The sequence below is a fragment of the Roseibium sp. MB-4 genome, assembly GCF_053005265.1.
The window spans coordinates 504,541-522,186 of record NZ_JBRKQB010000001.1 but is presented as its reverse complement, the minus strand read 5'-3'; the positions used below and the strand labels follow the sequence as shown (position 1 = coordinate 522,186).

At 55.8% G+C, this 17,646-nt stretch carries 17 protein-coding genes; 6 read left to right on the top strand and 11 right to left on the bottom strand.

What is annotated here, in order from left to right; translation table 11 throughout:
* The first annotated feature begins 16 nt into the window (after nt 1-16).
* From ACVDG4_RS02590 to sseA, 3 genes are read left to right on the top strand one after another with little or no spacing between them, the layout of a single operon-like run.
* Nucleotides 17-733, top strand: coding sequence for an alanyl-tRNA editing protein (locus ACVDG4_RS02590; protein WP_447233918.1), 717 nt, complete (start codon nt 17-19; stop codon nt 731-733).
* Nucleotides 734-754: 21 nt separating this feature from the next.
* Nucleotides 755-1,243 carry a GFA family protein gene (locus ACVDG4_RS02585; protein WP_209178028.1) on the top strand — a complete coding sequence of 163 codons (489 nt, stop codon included), beginning with the start codon at nt 755-757 and terminating at the stop codon, nt 1,241-1,243.
* Complete coding sequence (gene sseA / locus ACVDG4_RS02580; protein ID WP_447233917.1) at nt 1,240-2,085, top strand: 3-mercaptopyruvate sulfurtransferase; 846 nt, start codon at nt 1,240-1,242, stop codon at nt 2,083-2,085. The genes ACVDG4_RS02585 and sseA overlap by 4 nt, the downstream gene beginning before the upstream one ends.
* 55 nt (nt 2,086-2,140) lie before the next feature.
* Here the strand turns inward: sseA and ACVDG4_RS02575 are convergent, their stop codons facing one another.
* Entirely contained in the window at nt 2,141-2,956 is an 816-nt protein-coding gene (locus ACVDG4_RS02575) for an HD domain-containing protein (protein ID WP_447233916.1), read from the bottom strand.
* A 75-nt stretch (nt 2,957-3,031) separates the two neighbouring features.
* Here ACVDG4_RS02575 and ACVDG4_RS02570 point away from each other — a divergent pair, with 75 nt between their 5' ends.
* The gene (locus ACVDG4_RS02570; RefSeq protein WP_447233915.1) at nt 3,032-3,652 is read left to right on the top strand and encodes a TetR/AcrR family transcriptional regulator; all 621 of its coding nucleotides are present in this window, start codon (nt 3,032-3,034) and stop codon (nt 3,650-3,652) included.
* A 66-nt stretch (nt 3,653-3,718) separates the two neighbouring features.
* On the opposite strand, the gene ACVDG4_RS02565 is transcribed toward ACVDG4_RS02570, so the two are convergent.
* The 6 genes from ACVDG4_RS02565 to ACVDG4_RS02540 form a co-directional block, all read right to left on the bottom strand.
* On the bottom strand, nt 3,719-5,053 hold the full coding sequence (locus ACVDG4_RS02565) for a protoglobin domain-containing protein (protein WP_447233914.1): 1,335 nt from the start codon (nt 5,051-5,053) through the stop codon (nt 3,719-3,721).
* A 317-nt stretch (nt 5,054-5,370) separates the two neighbouring features.
* Nucleotides 5,371-6,174 (bottom strand): amino acid ABC transporter ATP-binding protein, encoded by an 804-nt coding sequence (locus tag ACVDG4_RS02560; protein WP_133947151.1) that lies wholly within the window; start codon nt 6,172-6,174, stop codon nt 5,371-5,373.
* 67 nt (nt 6,175-6,241) lie between these two features.
* Nucleotides 6,242-7,393 (bottom strand): amino acid ABC transporter permease, encoded by a 1,152-nt coding sequence (locus ACVDG4_RS02555; RefSeq protein ID WP_133947150.1) that lies wholly within the window; start codon nt 7,391-7,393, stop codon nt 6,242-6,244.
* Nucleotides 7,394-7,403: 10 nt separating this feature from the next.
* Nucleotides 7,404-8,609, bottom strand: coding sequence for an amino acid ABC transporter permease (locus tag ACVDG4_RS02550; RefSeq protein WP_447235074.1), 1,206 nt, complete (start codon nt 8,607-8,609; stop codon nt 7,404-7,406).
* Nucleotides 8,610-8,854: 245 nt separating this feature from the next.
* Nucleotides 8,855-9,871: an amino acid ABC transporter substrate-binding protein gene (locus tag ACVDG4_RS02545; protein WP_209002198.1), complete on the bottom strand. Its 1,017-nt coding sequence runs from the start codon at nt 9,869-9,871 to the stop codon at nt 8,855-8,857.
* Between the two features lie 391 nt (nt 9,872-10,262).
* Nucleotides 10,263-11,279 (bottom strand): amino acid ABC transporter substrate-binding protein, encoded by a 1,017-nt coding sequence (locus ACVDG4_RS02540; protein ID WP_447233913.1) that lies wholly within the window; start codon nt 11,277-11,279, stop codon nt 10,263-10,265.
* A 231-nt stretch (nt 11,280-11,510) separates the two neighbouring features.
* Here ACVDG4_RS02540 and metC point away from each other — a divergent pair, with 231 nt between their 5' ends.
* Nucleotides 11,511-12,686 carry a cystathionine beta-lyase gene (gene metC / locus ACVDG4_RS02535; RefSeq protein WP_447233912.1) on the top strand — a complete coding sequence of 392 codons (1,176 nt, stop codon included), beginning with the start codon at nt 11,511-11,513 and terminating at the stop codon, nt 12,684-12,686.
* Between the two features lie 100 nt (nt 12,687-12,786).
* Nucleotides 12,787-13,638: a PhzF family protein gene (locus tag ACVDG4_RS02530; RefSeq protein ID WP_447233911.1), complete on the top strand. Its 852-nt coding sequence runs from the start codon at nt 12,787-12,789 to the stop codon at nt 13,636-13,638.
* Nucleotides 13,639-13,681: 43 nt separating this feature from the next.
* On the opposite strand, the gene ACVDG4_RS02525 is transcribed toward ACVDG4_RS02530, so the two are convergent.
* From ACVDG4_RS02525 to ACVDG4_RS02510, 4 genes are all read right to left on the bottom strand, one after another.
* On the bottom strand, nt 13,682-13,996 hold the full coding sequence (locus ACVDG4_RS02525; protein ID WP_008191718.1) for a lipid-A-disaccharide synthase N-terminal domain-containing protein: 315 nt from the start codon (nt 13,994-13,996) through the stop codon (nt 13,682-13,684).
* A 63-nt stretch (nt 13,997-14,059) separates the two neighbouring features.
* On the bottom strand, nt 14,060-14,821 hold the full coding sequence (locus ACVDG4_RS02520) for a glycosyltransferase family 2 protein (protein WP_447233910.1): 762 nt from the start codon (nt 14,819-14,821) through the stop codon (nt 14,060-14,062).
* A gap of 9 nt (nt 14,822-14,830) precedes the next feature.
* Entirely contained in the window at nt 14,831-15,727 is an 897-nt protein-coding gene (locus ACVDG4_RS02515) for a phosphatase PAP2 family protein (protein WP_447233909.1), read from the bottom strand.
* Nucleotides 15,714-17,429, bottom strand: coding sequence for a glycosyltransferase family 39 protein (locus ACVDG4_RS02510; RefSeq protein ID WP_447233908.1), 1,716 nt, complete (start codon nt 17,427-17,429; stop codon nt 15,714-15,716). The genes ACVDG4_RS02515 and ACVDG4_RS02510 overlap by 14 nt, the downstream gene beginning before the upstream one ends.
* Nucleotides 17,430-17,646 lie beyond the last annotated feature (217 nt).

Below are 17,646 nucleotides of genomic sequence, written 5' to 3'. Positions count from 1 at the left end.
CCAAGGAGTTGCTTAAATGACCACGCCCCTCTTCCGCGATGATGCCTATTTGCGCAGCTGCGAAGCGGATGTTGTGGCGGTGAACGAGCGTGGCGGCATCGTCCTGGACCGAACTGTGTTCTATGCAACCGGCGGCGGACAGCCCGGAGATACCGGGTATCTGGAGCTTGAAGACGATGCCCGCATCGACATTGCAACGACCGTCTATGACGCGGACAAGAAAACGATCGTCCACGTGCCGGCAGAGGACCAGACACTGCCGGAGCCGGGCACAAAACTGACGGCCCATATTGATTGGGCGCGCCGCTACCGGTTGATGCGAATGCATACGGCGCTTCATCTATTGTCGGTCGCGCTGCCCTTTCCAGTGACTGGTGGTCAAATCGGCGACGGCGAAGGCCGGCTCGATTTCGATATGGGCGACACGGCGCTCGACAAGGAAAAAGTCGCCGAGAAACTGAATGAACTTGCAGGCGGCGATCATGATGTTGCGTTCGAGTGGATCACCGATGAAGAACTGGACGCCAACCCCGGGCTTGTGAAAACGATGTCCGTTCAGCCGCCGCGCGGTGCCGGCCGGGTGCGGCTGGTCCGGATCGGCGGTGACATCGATCTTCAGCCATGCGGGGGCACCCACGTTTCCAAAACATCTGAAATCGGCCCTCTGGAACTCGGCAAAAGCGAGAAAAAAGGCAAACAGAACAGACGGGTTCGGATTCGCCTCGCCGATTAAGACTGTTTGGGAGGATGTGCCATGAAACTATCCGGCAGTTGCCATTGCGGCGCCATTCACTTCGATGTGGAGAGCAAGACGCCCTACCCTTACATGCGCTGTTATTGCTCGGTCTGCCGGAAGACAACCGGTGCCGGCGGTTATGCGATCAATCTGATGGGCGAAGCTGAGAGCCTTCAGATCCACGACCCGCATAAAGTGAGAAAGATCTATCAGGCGGAGTTCGAGACAGGTTTGAGCCCCGCTGAGCGCTCGTTCTGCGGACGGTGTGGCAGCCATCTCTGGCTTTGGGATCCGCGCTGGCCCGAGCTTGTTCATCCGCTGGCAGCTGCCATCGATACGCCGCTGCCGAAACCACCTGAGACGGTTCATATTCTCCTGGAGAGCAAACCAGACTGGGTCGACGTTGCCGAGGGACCCGATCAGGCCCATTTCCAGGAATATCCGGAGCTTTCCATCGAAGACTGGCACAAGCGCCACGGCCTTTACGAAAACAAGGACACCTCATGACCTATCATCCGCTTGTCTCGACAGACTGGCTGGCCGATCATCTGGATGCACCGGATGTGGTCGTCGTCAATGCCTGGATGCCGCCGGTAACGACGCCGGACGCCAAACCGGTCTATCCGGACAGCCATATCCCGGGTGCTGTGTTTTTTGACGTCAATGAGATCTGCGACAAGAACAGCGACCTGCCGCATATGCTGCCGGCCCCGCACGTCTTTTCCTCCGCCATGCGCAAGCTCGGGATCGGGGATGGCCAGACCATCGTCGTTTATGATGACTTTGGCTTCTATTCCGCCGCCCGTGTCTGGTGGACCTTCCGGACGTTTGGTGTTGAAAACGTCTATGTTCTGGACGGCGGCATGCCGAAATGGCAGGGCGAAAACCGGCCAGTCAACGATGATCCTGTCCGGCGGCCGGAACGCCACTTCTCGGCACGGCTCGACCACAGCGCTGTTGCCAATCTGTCTGCCATCAAAGCCTTGAGCGCATCCGGAAACGGGCAAATTCTCGATGCCCGGTCTGCTGCCAGATTTGCCGGAGACGCCCCAGAACCGCGTCAGGGTTTGCGCAGCGGGCATATGCCGAATGCGCTGAACCTGCCATTCACGGACCTGATTTCCGAAGACGGCACGTTTAAACAACGCGCCGGACTTGAGCAGGCCTTCAAAAACGCCGGCGTTGACCTGTCCCGGCCGGTCACAACGACCTGCGGGTCCGGCGTCACCGCAGCGATCCTGACCCTTGCACTTACAGTTCTCGGAACCCGGGACGTAAGCCTTTATGACGGCTCCTGGTCTGAATGGGGCGCGCGCGACGACACGGACGTTGTAACTGGTCCGAACTAGGATTTGGGCTGAATGCGCTGGGGCCAAATCGCGCCCCAGCATAACCGAAACGATCCTAGGTCCGAGGCGCTGCGAGCAGCTTGTCTTTAGGAATTTTAGCGGTGGGGCGCTTTCCGCCAACCCGGATCAGAAAGTCACCGCGCGTTCCCTGAAGATGGTGTCCCGGCCAGATCTCCAGACCGTTCATGAGATCGCCCTTCGGATGGCGTTTCTGGACTTCACGGCGTGTTGATCCGGCGATGCGCGCCCGGCCCATACCGAAGACGTCACACATAGCACCTCTTGAAAGCAGATGCGCCTCTGCACCGTGAAGCCGGCGCGAGACATAGCCGTTCAAGTGCAGCCCGATCGCTTCTCCAATCTTCCGTGCTTTTGCCGGATCGTGGCCTTGGGAGACGAGAAGATTCTTACTGCGCTTTGCGCCGTGTACGGTGAAACAACAGGCGCCCGGATGAACCGGGCGGTCCTTGGCCAATCCAAGGTCGTGGAGCATGGCCGCCGAAAACAAAATCTCCCGGTCAACGTCCAGCTTCTTGTAACCGGCCAGGCACATCGCCCAATAGTAGGTGCGCCAGCTGTGTTCCAGAACGTCTGTTCCAAGTTTTTCTGAAGCGAGCGCCTCACTATCGGATACCAGCCGGGTTTGGAGCGGCAACAAGCCTTCAAGATCGGCCCCATAAGCGTTCATCAGACCCAGTTTGTCTGACGCCTGATCCAATGCCTGCAGCAGGCTCATCCGAACCATGTTTCCAATGACTGTGACCCTCTCGGCCCGCGTTAACCGTCCCTCGCTGAACGCACCTTTTCTCTCACCCCAGGCCAGAGATCCCATAATTGGCGCCTTGTGTTTTGTTTGACAAATGGTGGTCATATCAGCTCCTCTATTTATTTGTACCGTATCGCATAAAAATAGACAGGTCGAGTTTTTTATGCGAAGCGTTACAGAATGGCGAAGGAACGAAAACGCGGCCGTCCTCGATCTTTCGATGAGACGGCAATTCTCGACAAGATCATGCAGGTCTTTTGGGAGCAGGGCTATTCAGCCACGAGCCTCGACCAGATAGCTGAGGCAACCAACCTCAACCGACCGAGCCTATATGCTGCCTTTGGCAGCAAAAAAGACATGTATCTGAAGGTGATAAACCGCTTTGCCGACATCATGCAGGCACATCTTGCGGCGGCTGGTGATTTCGACGGATCTCTAAAGGACCGCTTCGAGGCGATCCTGTCAGCTTCCATCGATCTTTATACCGGTCAAACGGGTGTATCTGCATCCCGTTTCGGCTGCCTTGCCATCTCCACTCTGCCAGCAGAAGCAGCCCAGGATACAGAGTTTCTGAATGCTTTGAACAAGGTCATGGGCCGGATGGACCGCGGCTTCGTCCGCCTCATTCTTGGCTCCGGCGATGCCACCGTTCATGAAGACGAAGCCAATGAAACGGCAAGGCTGTTTTCCGTCCTACTCCATGGCATGTCGGTGCGCGCTCGAGCAGGTGAAGATCCAGATGAGCTAAAAAGCCTCATCAAAAGCGCGGTCGACAGGCTTTTGCCCGATCCTGCCAGATGATGCATGGCGCATATGGCTAAGGTCTAAAGGGTTCCCGGGAGCCTTTTCGCCCCCTACCGGACTCAATCAGGTTCCGGTCCGCAGTGTCTCAAAGAAGTTTTTGATTTCATCAGAAATGACATAGACGCTTGTGTTCATCCGGTCAGCCGCAGTCTTGAAATTGCCGGCAGCTCTGTCAGTTGCCACGACTGCATGCCCAACACCTTCGATATTGCCCTCAAGTGTTTGCGCCCCGTTCGCAACCGTCTGGACACTGTGTGAAATCTCTTGCGTCGCAGCGCCCTGCTCTTCAACGGCAGCGGCAATCGACGAGGTCATCTCATCCAGCTGCCGGACCACCTCTGCAATCGACTGGATGGACCCAACCGCGCCTTCCGTCGATTCCTGAATTTCGGAGACCTGTTGACTGATCTCTTCCGTCGCTTTCGCGGTCTGTTGGGCGAGCTCCTTGACCTCTGCAGCAACCACTGCAAAGCCTTTGCCCGCATCCCCTGCCCGTGCTGCCTCAATGGTCGCGTTGAGCGCCAAAAGATTCGTCTGCTCGGCAATTGCCTGAATCAGCCCAACAACGTCCCCAATCTTCTGCGCGGCCCCTGCAAGGCTCGCAACCTGATCGCTGGATTTTTCAGTTCCGGCCGACGCCTCGCTGGCAATTCTGGACGCGCCAACAATCTGCTTCGAGATCTCCTGGATGGAACTGGACAACTCTTCCGTCGCTGCGGCCACGGTTTGCACACTGTCGCTGGAGTCTTTTGACACGGTTTCCGCGCTTGAGATTTGGTCCTGTGCATGCCGGGAGACGCTTTCAAGCTGAGCAGCCTCGCTAGTCACAATCCGGGCGCCCTCATCGGCATCCTTCAGTGGCTTTTCTATTTTCTCCCGAAACTGCTCGATCGCTCTGTTCAACTTGTTTGCCTGCTCAGCCCGCTCCAACAACAGTTGTTCTTCATAAGTTGAAATGGCCAGATCCATGTCGAACATGACCGCCGCGGTAACGTGTTCCAGAACATCACCAAGGTCGGTAAAGGACGTCCGGTATTTCTTGACCAGATGTTTGTGTAGGCGTGTCAGGACAAACTTGTAACCGGCAATATACCAGCGGGGCTCGAGACCAATCCGGCAATGAATGTGCCCAATCCGGTTGATGCTTTCCTGATAGTCCTTGTCAAAGCCGCTCAAAAAGAGTTTTTCCCAGTGGCTCTTTTGCGCACCTACCAGGCGCGGCTGCTGATCGCCGACCATGTTGGCCATATGAGGCTCAGCCTTTATGTGCGCATAAAAACCGGCAAGCAGGTCATCCAGAGCCGGCTGAATAACCGGCCATGTTTTCCTCAGTGCCGAGATGGTTTTGGAATCAATTTCTGCAAATTTCAGACGATGATCAAAATCGGTTTCAGACATGGCAGCCCTCGCAACATACTGCCGTTAGGTCATATTGAAATGCTAAACATATTATAAATTGCAAACCACCTAGAAATAACTACCAATAGTTTCAACAATTTTCGTTACTTTTCGCATATGCAGATCTACCAAGACAGGCTGAATAATGCCTATTTTGTAGTCATTTAAATAAGTTTAGATGGACGATTCGCTGTCGTTTTGGGGCCTATTTTTGGGTTCTTCAGAAACCTTGGTTTGGCATTTTACGACAAAAGATAAAAAAATCCCGGACCACAGGTCCGGGATTTCCAAGAGTGTGTTTGGTTCGCCGGTATCCGTCAGTGATGAAGGATCTGGCTGAGGAACAATTTCGTCCGCTCGTGCTGCGGATTGGTGAAGAATTCCTCCGGCTCGTTCTGCTCAACGATCTGGCCGGCATCCATGAAGATCACCCGGTTGGCAACCTTACGGGCAAAGCCCATTTCGTGGGTCACGCAAAGCATGGTCATGCCTTCTTCAGCCAGACCAACCATCACGTCGAGCACTTCCTTGATCATCTCCGGATCAAGCGCCGAGGTCGGCTCATCAAACAGCATGATTTTCGGGTTCATGCAGAGCGAGCGGGCAATTGCCACACGCTGCTGCTGACCACCGGAGAGCTGTCCTGGGTATTTCAGTGCCTGCTCGGGGATCTTGACCCGCTCAAGATAGTGCATCGCAATATCTTCAGCTTCCTTCTTCGGCATCTTGCGAACCCAGATCGGTGCCAAGGTGCAGTTTTCAAGAATGGTCAGATGCGGAAACAGGTTGAAGTGCTGAAAGCACATGCCGACTTCACGGCGTATCTCGTCGATTTTTTTCAGATCATCGGTCAGTTCCGTACCTTCCACGATGATCTGGCCGGCCTGGTGCTCTTCCAGACGGTTGATGCAACGGATCATCGTTGATTTACCAGACCCGGACGGGCCGCAGATGACGATCCGTTCGCCGGACATCACGCGCAAGTTGATGTCGCGCAGCACGTGGAAGTCCCCGTACCACTTGTTCATGTTCTTGATTTCGATGGCGACGTCCGTGTCGGAGACCTTCATCTTGGTGCGATCGGCAGCCAAGTCATCGTCGCGTACAGCGTTTTCGGTCATTGATTTACTCCAAGAGTGTCTTTGGACCGGGGCGCAGCGATTTCATCCCGCGCGCCCCGGAAGAGCGTTATCGTTTGTGTCCGGTGTGCAGCTTCTTCTCCATATAGATGGAATATCGCGACATGCCGAAGCAGAACACGAAGAAGATGATCGCTGCAAAAAGGTAACCGGTATGGCCCTGGCTGGGTGTCGACCACGTCGGATCCGTGAAGGACGACTGAATCTGGCCAAGAAGGTCGAACATGCCGACGATCAGAACCAGTGTGGTGTCCTTGAACAGGCCGATGAAGGTGTTGACGATCCCCGGGATCACAAGCTTCAGAGCCTGCGGCAGGATGATGAGATACATCATCGGCCAGAACCTAAGACCAAGCGCCATTGCGCCTTCATACTGCCCCTTCGGGATCGCCTGAAGACCGCCGCGGACCACTTCTGCCATGTAGGCTGCCGAGAACAGCGTCACCCCGATCAGAACCCGCAAGAGCTTGTCGAAGGTCACCCCTTCCGGCAGGAAGAGTGGCAGCATCACCGAGGACATGAACAACACGGTAATCAGCGGCACACCGCGCCAGAACTCGATGAAGATGATCGAGACCAGCTTGATGATCGGCATCTTTGAACGGCGTCCAAGCGCGAGCGCCACACCCAAGGGCAAAGACGCCACGATACCTGTCACCGCAATGACCAAGGTCACAAGCAGACCACCCCAAACTGCAGTCTCGACAATCGGCAGAACAACGTTGTCGCCGATGACCAGACCGGTCAGCAGGAAGTAGGCAATGATCGGGAACACCACAAGGAAGAGGATCGCGTTGATCTTCTTGAATGGTGCGCTCGGTATCGCCAGTGGCACTAGGAGCAGGGCAAACAGCGCATAAACAATGTCCACCCGGTAACGCTCTTCGACCGGATACCGGCCATAGATGAATTGTGGGAAGTATGCTTCGACATACGCCCAGCAAGCACCGCTATGGCCGCCATCTTGGGGCAGACAAGCTTCCCGATTGTCGCCGGTCCAGACCGCGTCGATAAACGCGAATTGGATAAACGGCGCGAGCATCGAGTAAGCGAGCAGTATCCCGATCACAGTCAGAATGGTGTTGCCGATGGACGAGAACAGGTTCTGCCGCATCCAGCCGATGACACCGGTGGTGGAGATCGGTGCCGGCAGGAGCGGCGCCTCTTCCGTTCGAACTTGAAACACTTCAGTTTTTGACATGTCGCTCTCCTTACCGTTCCACGAGCGCCATGCGCTGGTTGTACCAGTTCATGAAGGCTGAGGTGATCAGACTGAGCGACAGATAAACCGCCATCCAGATCGCAATGATCTCAATCGCCTGACCGGTCTGATTGAGAACAGTACCGCCCACGGATACGAGATCCGGGAAGGCAATGGCCACAGCAAGGGACGAGTTTTTCGTCAGGTTCAGGTATTGGCTGGTCAGCGGCGGAATGATGACCCGCATCGCCTGCGGAATGACCACAAGACGAAGGGTCGGACCGTTGCGCAGGCCTAGAGCGTGCGATGCTTCGGTCTGGCCGTGGCTGACAGCCTGAATGCCTGCCCGGACGATTTCCGCGATGAACGCAGCCGTATAGATCGCGAGAGCAGTTGTCAGAGCAAGGAACTCGGGGATCAGGTTGAAACCGACACCCAGCTCAAAGCCGCGGCGCAGGATCGGACCTGTTTCGACGAAGTTCGGATGCTCAAGATACATCGGCATTCCGGTCACGAAATAGGTGATGACCGGCAACCCAATGATCAATCCGAGCGCTGTCCAGAAGACCGGGAATTGCTGTCCTGTTTCGTCCTGGCGTTTGCGTGCCCATCTGGAGACCACAACCGACGCGACAATACCGATGATTAAGGCAATGCCGATAAAACCAGAGCCGTCTTCCCAAATGGGCTTTGGCATCCGCAACCCGGCAATGTTTAGGTGAAAGGTGTCGAACAATGACCACTTTTCCCGCTTGCCCGGCACCGCGCGCAGAACGGCGAAGTACCAGAAGAAGATCTGGAGAAGAAGTGGAACATTTCGGACCAGCTCGACGTACCAATACGCGATCTGGTTGATGACCCAGTTGTTGGACAGCCGCGCAATGCCAACGACAAATCCGATGAAGGTCGCAAAAAAGATCCCGACGACTGCGACCATAAGTGTGTTGAGAAAGCCAACGAAAATCGCCTGGCCATAAGTAGACGTTTCGGCATACGGGACCAAGGATTGGATGATGCCAAAACCGGCCGTATTTTCAACGAAACCCCAACCGGAGGCAATGTTCTGCCGCTCCAGGTTGGCTACCGTGTTCGTCACTATGAAGTATCCGAAGAAGACCAAAGCTGCGATCAGGAGTGCCTGATAAAACAGCCCGCGTACCTTCGGATCATTCACCAGCGAAGCACGCGCCGGCGCCCCCGCCGAGTCCTGCTCCATGACTGACATAGAACCTCGCCCAAGTTATCACGCCCGGCATATGTGGCAGATCAAGTGTCCGCAAGCCGTGGACGTGGCGTCGTCTGCTTTCCATCTCAACGCTTGTTCAGCGTCCCCTATCGGCAGAAAGCAGGTTTGTTCCCCGCGCACTGTCCGGATGATTTCCGGTTATTTTGGCGCAGAATTTATTGAGGGTTCCGGCAGTCATGCCGCCGGAACCCCAAAAACCTCTTTAAATCAGAGGATTAGCGTACCGGCGGAGCGTACAGGAAACCACCGTTCGACCACAGAGCGTTCACGCCGCGGGAGATGCCGAGCGGAGTGTCCGGACCGACGTTGGCATTGAAGCTTTCTTCGTAGTTACCAACGTTTTTGATGATGTTGTAAGCCCAGTCGTTGGACAGGCCGATGGCCTCACCGAATGCACCTTCAGCACCAAGCAGACGCTTGACGGACGGGTTGTCAGAACCCTTCATTTCGTCAACGTTTGCAGAGGTCACGCCCATTTCTTCGGCGTTGATCATTGCGTTGAGGGTCCACTTAGCAATGTTGAACCACTCATCGTCGCCCTGACGAACAACCGGACCAAGCGGCTCTTTGGAAATGATTTCCGGCAGAACCATGTGGTCGCCCGGGTTGGTCAGCTTCAGGCGCTGAGCGTACAGGCCGGATGCGTCCGTGGTGTAAACGTCACAACGGCCAGCGTCGTATGCAGCGACAACTTCGTCAGCTTTTTCGAAAGCGACGATTTCGTACGGCATGTTGTTCGCACGGAAGTAGTCAGCAACGTTCAGCTCGGTGGTTGTACCGGTGTTGGTGCAGACAGATGCGCCAGACAGTTCCAGAGCAGAGGTCACGCCCAGATCCTTGCGGACCATGAAGCCCTGACCGTCGTAGTAGTTGACGCCTGCGAAGTTCAGACCGAGCTGAGTGTCGCGGGACATGGTCCAGGTGGTGTTCCGGGACAGAACATCAACTTCGCCGGACTGCAGAGCAGTGAAGCGCTCTTTAGCAGAAAGCGGAGTGAATTTAACGGCAGAAGCGTCGCCGAATACTGCAGCAGCCATTGCGCGGCAGAGATCAACGTCGAGACCGGTCCAGTTCCCCTGTGCATCCGGGTTTGAGAAGCCCGGCAGACCCTGGCTCACACCACACTGGATGAAGCCTTTGCCCTTGACGTCTTCCAGCGTCGTCGCACCAGCAGCTGTCGCAGCGACACCCATAGCGGCGCCGAGTACGAGCGGAAGGATTTTGTTAGACATGGATATGCAGCCTTTATTTGTTACCCATAACTTTTATTTAGCTGGCCGGTATGAGTTGATGTCCTCTTCGCCCGACATTGCGGGCAAATTCCAGCGCAAAGCGCTGGTTCCTCCGGAAATCATCCCCCCGATCCAACAGCCCCCATACGATGGCATTTGCGTGTTCGGGTCAAGTACTTGCTGACGATATCTCGTTAAAATTCTCGGGCCGAAGTAGGATTACGGTTACCATGGCTGCACAAAACGCGAACATGTCTAGTTTCGCCTCATTGGCTGCCCATTACGTAATCATTCGTTTTTTTCGCTAAGGCTGCGTCCCCTACGGAAAGACCTGAAACGCCGCAAAGTGAGGTCCGATGCATTCGTGTAAAAGCATCGGACCAAGACCTTTTTACCGAACCGGCGGGGCGTAAAGAATACCGCCGTCGAGCGAGGACGCGTTCAAACCGCGCTCAATTCCAAGCGGGGTATCAACACCAACGTTGCGCGCGAAGATTTCTCCGTAATTACCGACCGCGCTTATGATGCGGACGGCCCAGTCCTGATCAAGCCCGAGCGCAACGCCGAAGTTGCCTTCCACCCCGAACAGCCGTTTTACAACTGGATTATCAGAAGACGCCATGTCTGCGACATTTGCCTGGGTCACACCGAGTTCTTCTGCGTTAATCAGAACGTTCAAGGTCCATTTCGCTATATTGAACCACTGGTCGTCGCCCTGCCTGACCACCGGGCCCAGTGGCTCTTTTGAAATGACCTCTGGCAAAATCATGTGCTCGGACGGATTGGTCAGCTTCAAGCGGTTGGCGTGCAGACCCGATTTGTCGGTTGTGTAGACGTCACACCGGCCGGCATCATAGGCTTGTGTCACCTCATCGTTCTTTTCAAAGGCAACGACCTCGTACTCCATGTTGTTAACCCGGAAGAAGTCGGCGACGTTGAGTTCCGTCGTGGTTCCAGTCGCCGTACAGACCGAGGCGCCGGCAAGTTCCATGGCCGATGTAATCCCAAGCTCCTTGCGGGCCATCATCGCCTGGCCGTCGTAGTACATGACACCGACGAAGTTGGCGCCAAGGTTCGTGTCACGCGACATAGTCCATGTTGTCGTGCGCGACAGAACATCAATTTCGCCGGATTGTAGAGCCGCGAACCGTTCAGGTAATGACAATGGCCGGAACTTGACTGCAGTCGGATCCCCGAGAACGGCTGCGGCAATCGCTCGGCAGTAGTCGACATCCAGTCCACTCCAGTTCCCATCGCTGTCCGGGTTGGAAAACCCGGGATTGCCCTGGCTCACACCACAGGTGAAGTAACCGTTCTCCTTGACCTGCTCGAGCGTGGATGCCGAAGCAGGAAAGGCGGCCCCTGAGAACGCCGCGGCGATCACCAAGCTTTTGAGAGTGTTTTTCATTTTCAGTCCTCCTGAGGCGCGAAATAGGGCTCGCAAATCCCAGCCTTTCAAAGGACCATTGCAACAAACCACGAATACCAATGAAAAAATGTCTTGGGAAAAACAGCGATCTGACGCAATTTCGCGATCAGAAAGCCCATCGGCATATCACATGATCAGCCCATTGGCATTGGGCCGGTGCTGAGTGCCGACATGGAAAAACAAGACAAGCCAAAGCGGACTGAAGAATAGATGACGAATACGCCGGACAATAAAAGAAGCATTGAAACTGTTCTTGCGCACAGCGGCCGGGATCCGTCCGGGTTCCATGGGTTTGTCAATCCGCCAGTCGTCCATGCCTCCACAGTGCTCTATCCCGACACCAAGACCATGGTGACGGGCGCGCAGAAGTACTCCTATGCACGCCGCGGCAATCCAACCACTGATTCCCTAGAAGACGCCTTGAAGGAAATTGAAGGCGCGGCTGGCGTGAAACTGGCCAACTCCGGCCTGAACGCCATAGCGTTGGCGATTTTATCCTGCGTGAAGGCAGGCGATCATATGCTGATCGCCGATACGGCTTACGGCCCGACCCGTCACTTTGCAGATACTGTCCTGCCAGGCCTTAACGTTGATGTTGAGTACTACGATCCGGCTGTCGGTGCGGACATCAAATCGCTCTTCAAACCGAACACCACTGCAGTCTTTACTGAGGCCCCAGGCTCCCTCACCTTCGAAATGCAGGACGTTCCAGCAATTGCGGCAGCCGCGCACGAAATCGATGCGACCGTGCTCATGGACAACACTTGGGCCAGTCCGCTCTATTGCCAGCCAATTGCATTCGGCGTTGATCTCTCCATTCAGGCGGGCACGAAATACATTGTCGGTCATTCAGATGTCATGCTCGGCACGATCGCTGCCAGCGAAAAGGCCTGGCACAAACTGGACACGCTCCATGGCGCAATGGGCAGCCATGTCGGTCCTGATGATGTCTATTTGGGTTTGCGCGGGCTTCGCACCCTGTCGGTCCGCCTGGAGCGGCACCAGAAAAACACAGCCGTCGTTCTGGACTGGCTAAAGACGCAGCCAGCCATCGGAGCGATCAGATATCCGGCACTTGAGAGCGATCCCGGCCATGAGATCTGGAAGCGTGACTTCAGCGGTGCCTCGGGCCTGTGCGGCTTCGACTTTGCGGCCGGGACAACACAAGATCAGGCCTATGCGTTTCTCGACGCGCTGACCCTGTTTGGTCTCGGATATTCCTGGGGCGGATTTGAAAGTCTTGCAATCCCGGTTCGATTGAAAGGCATGCGGTCGGCGACAAACGTCGATCCCAATCTTCACTCGGTTCGCCTTCACATCGGCCTTGAAGACCCGGAAGATCTGATCAAGGACCTTGGCCAGGCCCTCGACAAGGCTTTCGCATAGTTGATGGATTCCATGAACAAGTTTCATGGATGGAACCTGTTGCGATCAGTCTTGCTTGTCACAAAATGGTGGGAACCGAAAACACACAAAGGCTCCCACCATGGACATTCAGCGCATTTCCGCATTTTCAGATGGCAACACCGGCGGCAATCCGGCCGGTGTGCTCATTAGTAACGCGCATCCGTCAGTCGAAGACATGCGCGCCATCGCAGCGGATGTTGGCTTTTCCGAAACCGCATTTGCTGCGCCTCAAGGCGACGGGGCCTGGCGGGTCCGCTATTTCTCGCCGCAATCCGAAGTGCCGTTTTGTGGTCACGCGACCATCGCACTCGGATCCGCCCTCACCCGCGAATTCGGTCCAGGGCGCTACAATCTGAAGCTCAACGAAGCTGAAATCTCCGTGGAAGGCGCTGTCTCAGGCGAACTCGTGGAAGCCGCCCTCCAATCGCCCCCGACAAAAAGCCAACCAGCACCGGATGATGTTGTGAACGAGGTTATGGATCTCTTCGGCTACACGAAAGATCAGATCGATATCCGCATCCTGCCAGCGCTCGTCCATGGCGGCGCAGATCATTTTGCGCTGACGCTTAACTCACGCGAGGCCGTCTCGGACATGACCTATGATCAGGAAGCGGGACGTAAACTGATGGAAAAGCTTGGGTGGGTTACGATTCTAATCGCCTTCAGCGAAACGCCACAACTCTTCCATACACGCAATGCCTTTGCCTCGGGCGGGGTCTATGAAGATCCGGCAACTGGGGCGGCCAGCGCTGCCTATGCCGGTTATCTGCGGGACATTGGTTGGCCGCATCAGGGCCGCATCGAAATCAATCAGGGATATGACATGGGGCATCCCAGCCGCATCGTTGCGGAAATCGGATCTGAAAAGGGAAGCTCAATCCGTGTTTCTGGTTCGGCACGGGTCATGAACGAAAGCGATTTCACAGACTGATCACAGCCGGATCACTCAGAATATCACACGAGCTATGGCGCGGTCAGATTGCAGGATCGCGCCGTTTTTCCTTGAAAATTAGCCAAAGGTTCCGGAAATAAATCACCAGTCCGAGCCCCTGCCCCAGAATGATGATCGGCTCCTTCTTGATCACACCGTATGTGAACAGCATGATCCCGCCGGCAATCGAAAAGAACCAAAAAGCGATCGGCACGATGGATCGTCCGACACGTTCGGACGCCATCCATTGAACAACAAAGCGCATCATAAACATTGATTGCGCAGCCAGACCGAAGATCAGCCAAAAATCAAACTGTGCAATGAAGACTGCATGAAACCAGTCTATGAGGGCAGCCATGTCGGATTCCAGTTACCTTGATACGCCAGCGGCGCGTTTCTGCTCGGGAATTGTGGCGTCAAATTAGGTCAATGGCCGGACAACCGGAATTTTTTTGCGGCGGCGGCGCAACCACCACACACCAAACAAATCCAGCACCCCGACCAACGCCCGGTCGAAGATACCGTATTTCGAGGTCCCGTGGCGCCGTTGCCGGTCTTGAACGTCAATATGCACCACATTGTAGCCTTCGCGGATCACCAATGCCGGGAGAAACCGGTGCCAGCTGTCAAAATACGGAAGCTGAAGGAAGACCTCACGGCGCAGCGCTTTGAGACCGCAGCCGCTGTCGCGGGTGTTGTCCTTTAAGATGGCGCCCCGCAGTTTGTTCGCGAACTTGGAGGCATACCGTTTTGCAAGACTTGCTTTCCGGCCCAGTCTTTGACCCGCAGCAAGCGCAGCAGACGGCCCTGCGGCTTCAAGCGCATCGAGCAACTGCGGGATATATGCGGGATTGTTTTCCCCGTCTCCATCGATGGTGGCGACGACGTCACCACGCGCATGCTGAAGTCCGGTGCGTACTGCACAGCTCTGACCGCAAGACTTTTCGTGCCGAACCGGACGCAGCCAGTCATGCGTTGCCGCGTAGTCCTGAAGAACAATGTCGGTCCCGTCAGATGATCCGTCGTCGATTACAATGACTTCAAACGTCCGTCCGCTGAGTGCTGCTTCAATCTCGTCGAGAAGAATTGGCAGATTTTCCGCTTCATCTTTGGCAGGAACAACCACAGTGACGGCGATACCGCCCTTTGTCGCGGCCAGGGCTTCCAAATAACTCTTTGTCATGACATCCACTCAGTCCGCCTCGCTAACCGCAGTCCGGGCCGGTACGATGCGCTGCGCTCCGCGTTGTCCGCGCAAAACCTGCCAAACGGCTCGCGCGCTTGCCTTGGCCGAAATGGCGGTCATGTTCGGAACGATATTGCCGTTTTCCGCGATATGAAAACCGATCCGGCGCCGGGCCATGGCACGCACGGTGAAGAAGGTGAAGGTCATGCCGAGCAGTGTGCCGGCAATGACGTCACTTGGGTAATGCGCACCCGCCATCACCCGGGAGAATGCCAGCCAGAACGCACTGACAACAATCAACCACCGGTAAGCCGGGAAGATGAAATAAAGCGCAGTCGCAAGGGCGGCGACTGTTGTGGAATGGCCGGACGGAAAGCTCGTGAACTTGCCGTGAAATGCAAGGAAATCAAAATGAACGGGGCCGAACTCTTCGTACAATTTCGGACGCGCGCGCCCAAGGCTCCACTTGATGATTAGCACCACAATCCCGGACGCTGCGACCGTGTAGAAGACGAACGCCGCATAGGTGAAGACGGCGCCGATCGCCATCCGGATCCGGAAAGCATATCGGCCGGCGTCGAGCGCGAGCAGAAAGAGACAAGGAACACCCGTTGAAATCAGGATCCAGTCTGCCTTACCCAAATCAGTGAACGAGCGGAAGGCAGTCCGGTATTCGTTCGGCAGTGAGTTCAGCCAAGGATACGTCGGCGCATCAAAGGCAACGACTGCGACACCCACCGTTAAAAGAAGAACAGCAAGGATATCTTGTGGCCGTTGGCCCGGTGGCAATGTCCGCAACTGAGCGGTACCGCGCTCCTTGCGATTGGAATAAAGGATCATGGCGCGCCGGGCATTGCCGCGCATCCGTTCCAGCACCCATTTTATCCGACTATTGCTGCTCATTGCCGCCTTGTGTGTCTGTTGCGTCCGCGGCCGACTGATAGAGCGCAATTTCGACATCATCGCCGCCGTTGATATTCAGGCCGTCTACCCTTTTTCGCACCACGGGGACAAGACCCTTCTCCTTGGCTGCGGCCAAAAACGCCTCTTCATGCCGGCTCTCGATTGCTGCGATCCGGCAAACACCACTCTCTCCCGCCTTAACTTGCGCGAGGAAATCGGCGGCTTCAGCCTCCGGCACGATCTTGGTGTTGGTCCCTTCCAGGAAGATAAAGCTCGGCTCGTGGAAGCCGGTCGTGACCACTTGCCGGGTATCCCGATTTGCGCACCCCGGGATCTCGTCCATCGCAGTGACAAGCCTCGGACTAACCCAGATCGTGGTCAGTGCCGGTCCTGAAAAACCCCATACACCGATGGCAACGCAAATTGCGGTCAGCGTTGTGGCTGGCAGAGCATAGAGCGCCGGTCCACGGAGCAGACGGGTAGCGGCAAAGACGGCAAAAACTGCGCCAATCCCGGTGACAATCGCCCCTGGAGGTGATGGCCAGATACCAAGCGCAAACGGGCCTCCAAAGGCGGCGGCCGCAATTCCTATGGCGGGCACCGCCAACAAGATCGCCGCCACCCAACGTAGCCATTTCGCCGTTTGGAAACCGGCGCCTTCGATCAGGGCCGCCGCCACAGGCAAAATCAGTGCAGGCATCAAGGGCATGGTGTAATGCGGCAGCTTCGTCGCAACGAGTTCAAACACCACCCAGCTTGGGAAAAACCAGCAAGCTGCGAAGATCACCAAAGGGCTCTTCCGCTCGCGCCACATCATCGGCAAAGCAATCAGGAAGAATGCCGGAAGCGGCCAAAAGACACCAAACATGGCACCGAGATGGGTCAGCGGCGGGGCCCCATGCCCTTCCTGCCCTTCAGACACCTTGCCGAGTAGATCCTTGCCGATCGCTTCTGTAAAGAATGTGCCGTCTGTTGCGATCCAAATGGCGACGAACCAAGGTAGAACAAGCAAGAAAAACCAGATGAAACCGGCCAGCGGGACGGCCCCCTTGAACCAGCTCAAATTGCGGCTGGTGATGATCAAGCCAACAACCGTGAACCCGACGACCATCGGGCCAACTGGTCCCTTGACCAAGACACTTGCCGCAAGCGCGGTCCAGAACACAAAAGCAAGGCCCCAGGCCCTATCAGAGCTGTTCCTCAGCCAGAGCCGCGCGAGAGCGCCCTGAGCGATAACAATCGTTGCAAAAAGGGTGGCATCGGTTTTCGCAAGCCGCGCTTCAACGCCAAGGATGATGGCGAGCACAACAAAGGAACCAGCAACAAGCGCTCCTGAGGGGCCCATGAAGGCTCTTGCCAACCAAAACACCGCCAGAACGCTCAAGGTCGCGCCGATAATGGACGGCAAACGATAGACCCAAAGCGCAGCCGATGCATCATGGCCTGTCAGTTTGACGGCAGCCGCCTGCAGCCAATAAATGCCAACCGGCTTCTTGTGACGCGCCTGATCCTGGAAACGGATATCGACATAGTCGCCAGTTTCGAGCATTTGCTTGGTCGCTTGCGTGAAACGCGGCTCATCGCGGTCCAGAGGTGGTACAGTCCACTGACCTGGAACGAACAAAACAAGCGCTAACGCGAGCAGCAGGAGCGGTGCAGTTACATCATGGCCGAAGATGCGCAGCCATATCGGCTTTTTCATTTGATTTCCGGACTTTTCCGGATCCTGCTCCGGTTGCGCGCTGTTTGCCGCTGCCGATTGCGTTTCTGCCATTACGACCCGATTCCGCGAGGATCAAAAGGGCTTGATCCCAGCCTTTCAAAAAGAATGTGTGTGCATCTCCTACATGAGCTTTTTGAAAAGGGAAACACTGCTTGCACCCAAACTCTGTGAAGCTATCGTCATGGGGACGATTCCT

What these genes read in the sequence shown, in the direction of transcription:
- ACVDG4_RS02550 (WP_447235074.1), bottom strand. Translation starts at nt 8,609, where the DNA reads ATGGAGCAGGACTCGGCGGGGGCGCCGGCGCGTGCTTCGCTGGTGAAT.
- ACVDG4_RS02565 (WP_447233914.1), bottom strand. Translation starts at nt 5,053, where the DNA reads ATGTCTGAAACCGATTTTGATCATCGTCTGAAATTTGCAGAAATTGAT.
- ACVDG4_RS02555 (WP_133947150.1), bottom strand. Translation starts at nt 7,393, where the DNA reads ATGTCAAAAACTGAAGTGTTTCAAGTTCGAACGGAAGAGGCGCCGCTC.
- ACVDG4_RS02575 (WP_447233916.1), bottom strand. Translation starts at nt 2,956, where the DNA reads ATGACCACCATTTGTCAAACAAAACACAAGGCGCCAATTATGGGATCT.
- sseA (WP_447233917.1), top strand. Translation starts at nt 1,240, where the DNA reads ATGACCTATCATCCGCTTGTCTCGACAGACTGGCTGGCCGATCATCTG.
- ACVDG4_RS02560 (WP_133947151.1), bottom strand. Translation starts at nt 6,174, where the DNA reads ATGACCGAAAACGCTGTACGCGACGATGACTTGGCTGCCGATCGCACC.
- ACVDG4_RS02530 (WP_447233911.1), top strand. Translation starts at nt 12,787, where the DNA reads ATGGACATTCAGCGCATTTCCGCATTTTCAGATGGCAACACCGGCGGC.
- ACVDG4_RS02545 (WP_209002198.1), bottom strand. Translation starts at nt 9,871, where the DNA reads ATGTCTAACAAAATCCTTCCGCTCGTACTCGGCGCCGCTATGGGTGTC.
- ACVDG4_RS02510 (WP_447233908.1), bottom strand. Translation starts at nt 17,429, where the DNA reads ATGAAAAAGCCGATATGGCTGCGCATCTTCGGCCATGATGTAACTGCA.
- ACVDG4_RS02590 (WP_447233918.1), top strand. Translation starts at nt 17, where the DNA reads ATGACCACGCCCCTCTTCCGCGATGATGCCTATTTGCGCAGCTGCGAA.
- metC (WP_447233912.1), top strand. Translation starts at nt 11,511, where the DNA reads ATGACGAATACGCCGGACAATAAAAGAAGCATTGAAACTGTTCTTGCG.
- ACVDG4_RS02540 (WP_447233913.1), bottom strand. Translation starts at nt 11,279, where the DNA reads ATGAAAAACACTCTCAAAAGCTTGGTGATCGCCGCGGCGTTCTCAGGG.
- ACVDG4_RS02570 (WP_447233915.1), top strand. Translation starts at nt 3,032, where the DNA reads ATGGCGAAGGAACGAAAACGCGGCCGTCCTCGATCTTTCGATGAGACG.
- ACVDG4_RS02585 (WP_209178028.1), top strand. Translation starts at nt 755, where the DNA reads ATGAAACTATCCGGCAGTTGCCATTGCGGCGCCATTCACTTCGATGTG.
- ACVDG4_RS02515 (WP_447233909.1), bottom strand. Translation starts at nt 15,727, where the DNA reads ATGAGCAGCAATAGTCGGATAAAATGGGTGCTGGAACGGATGCGCGGC.
- ACVDG4_RS02525 (WP_008191718.1), bottom strand. Translation starts at nt 13,996, where the DNA reads ATGGCTGCCCTCATAGACTGGTTTCATGCAGTCTTCATTGCACAGTTT.
- ACVDG4_RS02520 (WP_447233910.1), bottom strand. Translation starts at nt 14,821, where the DNA reads ATGACAAAGAGTTATTTGGAAGCCCTGGCCGCGACAAAGGGCGGTATC.